At 36.7% G+C, this 9474-nt stretch carries 9 protein-coding genes and 1 pseudogene; 7 read left to right on the top strand and 3 right to left on the bottom strand.

Annotation, left to right across the window (positions count from 1 at the left end; all coding sequences use genetic code 11):
* Positions 1 to 25 precede the first annotated feature (25 nt).
* Positions 26 to 1276, top strand: a complete 1251-nt coding sequence (locus L3J70_09070) for a glycosyltransferase family 4 protein (protein MCF6236502.1) — start codon at positions 26 to 28, stop codon at positions 1274 to 1276.
* Between the two features lie 163 nt (positions 1277 to 1439).
* Here the strand turns inward: L3J70_09070 and L3J70_09075 are convergent, their stop codons facing one another.
* Together L3J70_09075 and L3J70_09080 are read right to left on the bottom strand one after the other, a co-directional pair.
* On the bottom strand, positions 1440 to 2708 hold the full coding sequence (locus tag L3J70_09075) for a glycosyltransferase family 4 protein (GenBank protein ID MCF6236503.1): 1269 nt from the start codon (positions 2706 to 2708) through the stop codon (positions 1440 to 1442).
* A gap of 142 nt (positions 2709 to 2850) precedes the next feature.
* Positions 2851 to 3201: pseudogene (locus L3J70_09080) on the bottom strand (Fic family protein).
* 160 nt (positions 3202 to 3361) lie between these two features.
* On the opposite strand from L3J70_09080, the gene L3J70_09085 reads away from it, so the two are divergent.
* The 6 genes from L3J70_09085 (at position 3362) to L3J70_09110 (ending at position 8835) form a co-directional block, all read left to right on the top strand.
* Positions 3362 to 3559 (top strand): type II toxin-antitoxin system VapB family antitoxin, encoded by a 198-nt coding sequence (locus L3J70_09085; GenBank protein ID MCF6236504.1) that lies wholly within the window; start codon positions 3362 to 3364, stop codon positions 3557 to 3559.
* Positions 3560 to 3621: 62 nt separating this feature from the next.
* Complete coding sequence (locus L3J70_09090; protein ID MCF6236505.1) at positions 3622 to 3957, top strand: PIN domain-containing protein; 336 nt, start codon at positions 3622 to 3624, stop codon at positions 3955 to 3957.
* 120 nt (positions 3958 to 4077) lie between these two features.
* Positions 4078 to 5271, top strand: a complete 1194-nt coding sequence (locus L3J70_09095) for an ATP-grasp domain-containing protein (protein ID MCF6236506.1) — start codon at positions 4078 to 4080, stop codon at positions 5269 to 5271.
* Between the two features lie 134 nt (positions 5272 to 5405).
* A complete protein-coding gene (locus L3J70_09100; GenBank protein ID MCF6236507.1) occupies positions 5406 to 6539 on the top strand; it encodes a glycosyltransferase family 2 protein in 1134 nt (377 codons plus the stop codon).
* Between the two features lies 1 nt (position 6540).
* Positions 6541 to 7692 carry a DegT/DnrJ/EryC1/StrS family aminotransferase gene (locus tag L3J70_09105; GenBank protein ID MCF6236508.1) on the top strand — a complete coding sequence of 384 codons (1152 nt, stop codon included), beginning with the start codon at positions 6541 to 6543 and terminating at the stop codon, positions 7690 to 7692.
* A 33-nt stretch (positions 7693 to 7725) separates the two neighbouring features.
* Positions 7726 to 8835, top strand: coding sequence for a glycosyltransferase (locus L3J70_09110; protein ID MCF6236509.1), 1110 nt, complete (start codon positions 7726 to 7728; stop codon positions 8833 to 8835).
* Positions 8836 to 8854: 19 nt separating this feature from the next.
* Here L3J70_09110 and L3J70_09115 read toward each other — a convergent pair.
* Positions 8855 to 9474, bottom strand: a 620-nt coding sequence (locus L3J70_09115) for a putative Ig domain-containing protein (GenBank protein ID MCF6236510.1), incomplete at its 5' end; no start/stop codon positions are given.

The raw sequence follows: 9474 nt of genomic DNA on the forward strand, positions 1-9474 counted from the left end.
CGAAATAATGAATAACTAAATATAAATGACAAAAAATAGAAAAAATATTCTTTGGCTATCACACCTTATTCCGTACCCACCATTCGGTGGGGTGCTTCAACGTAGTTACAATCTTGTGAAAGAGTTATCTCGTTATCATAATGTTTACATTTTAGCATTTAACCAGAAGGCATTACTGAAACCATTTTATTCTGATATCGAAAGTGGGTTAATTGAATGTGAGTTGGAGTTAAAAACATTGTGTTATGCATTTGAATATATTGATATACCAATAGACAACCAGATGTTGGGGAAGCCCTTATTAGCACTAAAAAGCTTGTTTGGTAGAACGCCTTATACATTAAATTGGCTGCGCTCAAAAGAATATGAGAAAAAAATTGAAAATTGGTTGGAAGTGTATAATTTTGATGTGGTTCATTTTGACACTATTAGCCTTGATATTTTTAGAAAGTTCTTTAAAGGTATTCTTTTGACTCTTGATCATCATAATATTGAGTCAGACATGATGTTGCGTAGAGCAAATAATGAACGTAATGTTTTAAAAAAAATATACTATTTTCTAGAAGGAAAGAAGCTACTCTCATATGAAAAAGAGAATTGTAAATATTATTCTAAAAATATAGTTTGCTCTTACTTGGATAAAGAGCGCTTAGTGAACTCTGTTGATGTACCTTTAGATGTTGATGTAATCCCAAATGGTGTTGATTTAGATTATTTTTTATATAACCATCATATTGTGGTAAATAAAAAACGGGTGGTATTTGCTGGTCTCTTGAGTGCTTATTGGAACAAAGAAGCAGTGGATTACTTAATGGATAATATATATTTTAATATGTTAAAAAAAGTGCCAGATATTATTTTTGATATCATTGGCCCAAATCCATCACCGAAAATGCTTGAGTTTGCTAAGTCTGAGGCTGGTTTTATTGTTCATGGCGCTGTTCCTGATGTCCGTCCTTATTTAGAGCAGGCATCAGTATATTTGTGCCCAATAATGGATGGTGGTGGTACGAAGTTAAAAATACTTGATGCAATGGCTTTAGGCAAGGCTATTGTTGCTCATCCTATTGCATGTGAGGGTATTGATGTTAAGCATAATGAAAGTATCATGTTTGCAAAAACAGCACAGCAATTTATAGAGTACACGTATATGTTACTGAATACACCATCAAAAATTAAAGAGTTAGGAGAGAATGCTAGAGCCATTATCGAAAAAAAGTATGCTTACAGTGCTATAGGTGAAAATTTTCAGAAAATATTTTCACACTTGGGGTAGATTGTTGTAAATCTGTAATTTAACGCGCCCTAGAGGCATTCCACAAGAGGAAGTAAGAGTATTCTAACCATTTCCCCTTTGTATCAATCCCAGAGGAGTAATGACTTTAATTAGACTGCTACACTCACTGAAATCAGTACAAATGATTTAATCGGTTATGCACTTATGAATTGAACTTAGGTAATTCATAAATCTCTAAATAAGAAGAGCACATAGCATTTAATGTAAATTTTTCTTTAGCTTTATAGAAAGCGTTTTGTCCAATAGTTTTAGCCAAACCATCATCATTAAGAAGTGATATGATTGCACTTGCTAAATCTGTGGGTGTCATTGAATCTGCTATCAGAGCTTCTTTTTTATCTATGGCAATTAATTCTACTCCAGACTTTGTTGATACGATGGGCAGTTCATTTGCCATGGCTTGTGTCAACGCCAGTGGATGCCCTTCTGAAGAGGAACTCATTAAGAAAATATCAATCGAGGAAAGGAATGATTGGGTTTTTTCTGTGAATCCTAAAAGGTGCATATAATCGTTTAGGTCAAGTTCATCAATTAACTTTATAAGCGGAGCCATCTGCTTGTCATTGCCTTGTCCAGCAATAGCATAATGAACTTTCCACCCTTGTTTATGGATTTCTTTAATTGTTTTAATTGCCAGCGGATAGTTTTTTGGGGTGCGTATATTGCCCAGCGAACCAATTAAGATATCCCCCTTGTTAATGTTTAGCTTATCACGATATTCTTGAGTAGCGATTTTCTTATATAAACTAATATCAATGCCATTGCAGATAGTTGTGATTTTTGAACTTGGGATGGTTCCTAAGTCACATATCATTTTGTATAATATATCCGTAACAGCTACGATCTTACTACTTCCAAGTCGCAATGCCAGAAGTTTTATTTTTCGAAAACGTTCGTTTGGCGATATATCGACTATTCCATGAAATGTAGAAATGACACGGGTTTTTGTAATTATGCCAGCCATGCTGCAATAGACGCTGGAGCCAAGCAAATGAGACTGAATAATGTCTACTTTTTCTGCTCGGATCAGTTTGACGAGTGATAATAGATATTTAAGGTTGAAGGAGCCTTTGCAGTCGATAACGTAAAAGGGAATGTTAAGTTGTTCCAGTTGAGATTGAACCCAGCCACTTCCTCGAATCAAGGCGATGCTTTTGTGCCCATTTTCAGCGACCTTTTTTGCGAGTTGAAGAAAAATTGTTTCAGCACCCCCTGGTCCAGTGGTATCTATAACGTGAAGTACAGTCTTCATTTCTATCGGTGTTCCCTCATAGGTGGCGGTTGGCAGCTTAAAAATTTTTGTGTATTGTAAAAATTCAGCACCTGATATCTTTAACTTTATTATGTTAACTTCAAAATCATCTCGTGTTTTTATGTGTAGTAATGATAGGCTATAATTTATAGCCTTCACAGTATACTTAGAATCACATTTTGATGTTCATTTATAAAGTCTCTGCTATAATGTTTATTGTAGTGGTAAGTTGAAACTTTACAAATAAGACCTAAATTAATGCGTGGCGTGGCTAGCGGCGGTATTACTGTTATATGAAAAATAAATCACGATGAAGTTGCTTTATATGATTCTCAGTAATGGGAATCTCGTTCCATGACTGAAAAATCATTTCCATAGAATCAGCATAACCAACAACTTCCTGCTCATCTCGTGTTTCAAACTTTTTAATTTCTAATTTGCCCAGCAGCTTCTCCACTTCACGATCACTGAGCTTACTCCCTTCAATGCGTGTTGAAGAACCAATACTCTCAATAGTCGCCACACGGCGCAAAGCAATCAAATGGTCGGGTGCTAAAGTGCCAAGGGCACGCCAAGCTCCCTTAAACTCATCTATTTCAGAGATAAAAGCTAATAATTCAGATGTGATTTTTATAGTGTCTGTTCTAATCAGACCCGAATATACCCGATTGTCAATCTAAATAATCGATTCGATATAAACTGAAAAAATAATGAAAATATCTCCTTATAGTCATATTGCCAGGTTATCAAGATTAATTACATGTTGACGCATTAGTTTGTGTGAAGTATTGTGTGGAAAAGGAGGTGTCAAAATGGCGACAAATTTAGCAATCGACGATGAGTTATTGCAGGAAGCCTTACTTATTAGCGGGTTAAAAACCAAAAAAGATACTGTTAACTATGCTTTAAAAGAGTTTGTAAACCGACGTAAACAGTTAGAAATACTATCTTTATTTGGTAAGTTGGAGCCAGATTCAGATTATGATTATAAAAAGGCCAGAGAGCATTGAAAGTTATCGTAGATACTCCAATATGGTCATATGCTTTAAGATCAAAACGACAACTATATGAGTTGCATGTCAAAGAGTTAGAGGGCCTTATTTCTGATCAAAGAGTGGTTATAATTGGATCAATTAGGCAAGAAGTCTTGTCGGGCTATAGCGACAAATCCCGATTCGAAAAACTTAATGATAAGTTAAGATATTTTGAAAATACGCAGATTACTGATGACGACTATGTTCAGGCAGCAATATTTTCAAATACATGCCGCTCAAAAGGTGTTCAAGGTTCTCACATTGATTTTCTGATTTGTGCTGTGGCATTTCGATTAAAGTCAGAAATATTCACAACTGACAATGACTTTTCTTATTATGGAAAACACATACCAATACAGCTATTCAAAATGTAAAAGCAGCTAAAAAATGTTCTATTGGATGTGCCAAAGCGTCATGCTTTTATAATGTTGTTTGACTTGTGTTACTAACAACCACTGTGTAATTAACCACTCAATAAATTGATTCTTAATTTTATGCCTTTAAAAGATACAAACAAAACAGTTGTATTGGTGTTAGATGCCAACCAACGAAGCGCGTTAGCAGTTTCTCGCTCAATTGGTGCATTAGAAAATACCCGTGTCATTACCGCTGACTCTATGGAAGATGCGTTAGCGGCAAATTCTCGATTCTCTCATTTATATTTGCAATGTCCATCGGCAAAAAACAGCCCTGATGCCTTTATAAATTGGTTATCAGAGGTAATTTTAAAATATTCGATAAATTTACTACTGCCTGTCACGGAAATTACAAGTCAATTGATATTGATTTATAAAGATAAAATTCCCAACGTAGAATTACCATTCGCATCCTATCAACAAGTAATGAATATTGCGAATAAAGTAAAAATTACTAAAGTAGCGCCTGAATTAAACATTCCTGTGCCAGGGTCAAAGTTTTATGCATGTGCTGAAGAGTTAGACGTTAATAATCAAATTTATCCTTGTGTGCTCAAACCTGCACTTTCACATATTTTTGAAAATAACAGGTGGGTGAGTACGCAAGTGCGAATATTGCAATCTGTTCTGGACTTAAAAAAAGCACTTGATAATGATAAATATCTTGTTACCCATGAATTTATGATTCAAGAGTTTATCCCGGGGCATGGGGCTGGAATATTTTGTTTTTATGATAAAGGAGAGCCCAAAGCATTTTTTGCACACAGGCGCATTCGAGAAAAGCCACCTTGGGGTGGGGTGAGCGTGCTGAGTGAAAGCATTGAGATAGATGAACGTTTAAAGGATTATGCACAAAGTTTGTTAAACAAAGTGAAGTGGCATGGTGTCGCGATGGTTGAATTTAGAATAGACCCAGCAGGCCAGCCCTATTTGATGGAAGTAAATACACGTTTTTGGGGATCCCTGCAATTATCAATTGATTCAGGCGTTAACTTTCCTCGCTGGGTGTATTCATCCCAAATGAAAACCGCACCTCCAATTGAGGAAGAGTATCGTAAGGGAGTTCGATTAAGGTGGTTGTTAGGTGATGTTGATGGGCTGTATATTTATTTGAAGTCAGGGCGTTATACTGTCGTTGAAAAAATCACTCGCTGTATACAGTTTGTCATGATTCGACCGTTCAAAACAAAGCATGAAATTAATCGTTTCCTTGATATTAAACCAGCGTTATTTGAATTTAAAGCATATATTAGGCAGTTTGTTAATGAATAGCGCGGAAGCTCTCCAGGTAGAGTGTAAAATTCTTTATAGTGAAGATCTACAACATCAGCAGCAAATAGAAGGTTTGATCATAGTCAATCCATTTTCAGAAATTTAAAACAAAACAAATACAGATCGGATACCGAATGGAATTTATATTTTGGATTGTCTTTATCGGAACAATCTACAGCTATTTTATCTACCCTGTTCTTCTTTTTTTAATGAAAAAGAGAGCGTTGCCTCCTTCCTCCTTAAATAAGGATGATGTACAGAGTGTGACGCTGATTATTACTGTGCATAACGAAGAAGCACGAATAGCACAAAAGCTCGATAATGCGCTGGCAATTGATTATCCCTCTAGCCAGTTTGAAATTATTGTTGCCTCTGATGCGTCTACTGATAACACACATGAAATTATCTCTCGATATGAAAATGAGGGCGTTCGTTTAATGCGTGTGGATGAACATAAAGGTAAAGAATATGCGCAGTGGAAAGCGATTAATGAAGCAACAGGTGATATTTTAATATTTTCTGATGCCGCGACAGATATTCCAAAAGATGCCATTGGCAAGATGGTTCGGTACTTTGATGATCCGGCTGTAGGTGCAGTTTCCAGTGAAGATCGCTTCATTAGTGGGGATGGTAAAGTCGTTGGCGAAGGCCTTTATGTGCGCTATGAAATGTGGTTGCGCCGTATGGAAACAGAGGTTTGTAGTTTGGTTGGGCTGAGCGGCTCTTTTTTTGCTGCAAGAAAAAGTATTTGTGACGAGTGGGATGTTGACGTGCCCAGTGACTTTAATACGGCGTTAAGCTGTGTAAAAAAAGGTTATTTTGCTATCTCTGCGGCGGATGTTCATGGTTACTATAAAGATGTTAAAGATAATAAAAAAGAATTTCAGCGTAAAGTTCGCACTGTATTGCGAGGTATTTCTGCCCTTGCAAAAAAAGTGGAAGTGCTTAACCCGCTAAAGTTCGGTATTTTTTCTTTTTTTGTATGGAGTCATAAAATCATGCGTTGGCTGGTTCCTTTTTTTATGGTCATGACGCTGTTGATATCTGCCATTTTAGCAGTCAGTAGTGTTTTTTATGCCATGATCTTTGGTTTGCAGCTCATATTCTATGGTTTGGTGTTGGTGGGCTTTATGTCTGAGTCGATACGAAATAATACTTTCATCAAAATTCCTTTCTTTTTTGTTGAATCAAACATTGCTATTGCTTATGCCATATTTCTTTTCTTGTCAGGAACACGTATGACAACCTGGCAACCATCAAAGAGATAATATGTTTTATCAGGAAGCGGTTGTTGGTGAATTAATCAGGTTTAAAGGCGTTGAAAATGCAAACGCTGTTTTAGAATCTGTATTTGGTGATTTCAAAGTCCATTATTACAACTCAGGAACCGCCGCTCTGGCTTCGGCTGTATTGGCCGCTGTTCGTCGCAAAAAAGAGATTCATACACCAGAAGTTTTAATACCTGCGTATGCATGTCCTGATCTGGTAAGTGCCGTTGTTTATGCGGGAGCACGTCCTGTGCTTGTTGATTTTCGTGAAGATCAACCTCGGATGGCGCTGGAAAAAATAGCTGAAAAAATTACTGTAAATAGTGTCGCAGTGATTGCCGTTAATTTTTTGGGTATTCCGGAAGACCTTATTGCTATTCGGCAACTCACAAAAAAAAACAAGCTTCTTTTAATCGAAGATAGTGCGCAGGCATTTCGGGATCCAGGTGCGACCAATATTTGGTTGGGTGACTTGGTTGTATTGAGTTTTGGGCGTGGTAAACCTGTTAATTTGATGGGCGGTGGTGCAGTTTTATGCCGAGATGATTCTCTTGACGATTATTTGGAACAGCCATTATTGACTGGAAAAAAATCAAAACGTGCTTTTTTGAAGCGAAAAATAAAAGTTTTACTTTATAATCGGCTCATTAATCCGAAAGTCTATTGGTGGATTGAAAAAGCGCCCTTTTTGCAATTAGGTGAAACAAAATATAAAGAGCTTTTATTTATAGGGGGAATGGATTGGAATACGTTTTATGATTTGCCTGCAAACCTGATCGAATATAACGCTCGTGGCGCTGTTGTTGAAAATCGATACAGGCAACTCATGGCAACATTTGATTGTAAAAGTGTGGTTGATGTTGTGGGGTTATGTGATTCTGACGGTGCTTCAAGGTTGCTACGTTATCCGTTACTACTTAAAGATCATGATGATAGAGAGCGTGTTTTGAACGCCTTGCATCAGTCTGGAGTGGGTGTTTCAAAAATGTACGATAAACCGTTACCAAAAATTGATGGCGTGGATATTTTCCTTGAAAAAAAAGGCGATTACCCTAATGCAACTTGCTTTGCAGATAGATTAATAACGCTTCCTGTTCACTCGTATGTGTGTGGTCGCTCATTGAATGCGATCAAGCGTATTTTTAAAAAATAGATCTCTATGCCTCATTCGAAAAAAATAATTAAAGTGATTCATATCGCATCTGGAGATTTATGGGCGGGTGCTGAAGTTCAGTTATACAATCTGGCAAAAGAACTGGATCAGTATTCTGATATTTCACTATCCGTGATTCTTTTAAATCATGGTTTACTCGAACAAAACTTACTTGAACAAAATATAAGCGTAACTGTTTTTGATGAAACCAGGCTCAATACAGTTCAGATTTTATTTAAAATTATAAAGCAGGTTTATAGTCAGAAACCTGATCTGATACACACGCATCGATTTAAAGAAAATATCATTGGTTCTATAGCAACATTGCTTTCTTTGCGTACACTTTCTATTCGAACGTGTCACGGAGCACCAGAATTCACTTTCAATTTTTGGCAGATGCATAAAACTATTATGCAGCGGCTGGATGTGATGTGTGGTAAATATATACAAAAATGTGTGATCTCTGTTTCAGATGAACTGACTCAAAAGTTACAGAAAATTTTTCATAAAAATAGCATTGTGACAATAGAGAATGGCATTGATATTGATGAGGTCGTAAAAAAATCGAAAGCAACTATAGATGCGAATTTTTTTGATGATCGAATAAAAATAGCATTTGTGGGAAGGCTTGTACCTGTCAAACAAATTGATCTTTTCATAGAGATAGCTGCCCACCTGGTAAAAAAGGATCCATCGTTATATGAATTCTATATTTTTGGCGAGGGACCATTGCTTGATGACACAAAAAATCTCATATCACATTACAATATTGGAAATAATGTTTTTTTGATGGGTTTTAAACGAAATGTGTCAGCTTATCTTGCAAAATTAGATTTATTACTGATTACTTCCATGCATGAGGGTCTACCTATGACGCTGTTAGAGGCGCTTGCACTTAAAATTCCAGTGATTTCTACCGCCGTTGGTGGAATACCGGCAGCTTTAGGCACAGGTAAATTCGGTACAATTATTGATCCAGACAACCCAAAACCAAAGTTCATAGAAGAGATCAATTATTTTGCGAACAACAGGACTCCTTTTATTTTCAAGTCAGAAGCAGGGCTTCAGTTTTTGCGGAGTAAGTTGTCATCAAGACACATGGCGGAGAAATATAGGGCAACATACAGTGCAGTGCTACGCTAATATTTCTCCTCCAAAAAGATTAATCAACTTGTTTGTTAACGCTCTTTGAGTATTCACTTTCATTACCAAGAGTATCAATAGCTGTCATTGAGAAAAAGTACTCAGGTAACTGTAAATTTTCAATCATGTAGGAATCAATTCCTATTCCGAATTGTTCGGTTTTATTTTCATATTGTCTTGCTTTAGTCGGTCCGTAATAAATTCTATAACCGTCCAAATCGTTCAGTTCCGATCCGTCAGCATTTTTGGTCGGTGCAGTCCAGCTAATGGTTGCTGTTTTTATGCCTGCTTGCACAGAAAGAGTGAAGGGTTTCAGAGATCTTTTATTTCCAGCGTTATCTGAGACAGAAATAGTCACTTCATATCGAGTAGGGCTAATATCATTGATTGTTGGTTGAGCCGATATTTCCCCTGTATTTTCATTGAAATTGAGCCAGTCAGGAGCACCCTCAATAGAAAACGTTAACTTATCTTTTTCAGGGTCATTAGTAGTGGGTTTGAAGGTGTACTTACGTGTGGCATAAAAAGTAGTTTTACTCGGTGTTCCACCGATTGTTGGTGGAAGGTTTTTCTTATTTACCATAATAGAAAAAGGTGTAGATGCTGTGAGTTTGCTGTTGTCTGATACAGAAAGGGTCA

This window comes from Gammaproteobacteria bacterium, assembly GCA_021648145.1.
Classification (GTDB): domain Bacteria; phylum Pseudomonadota; class Gammaproteobacteria; order JAADGQ01; family JAADGQ01; genus S141-38.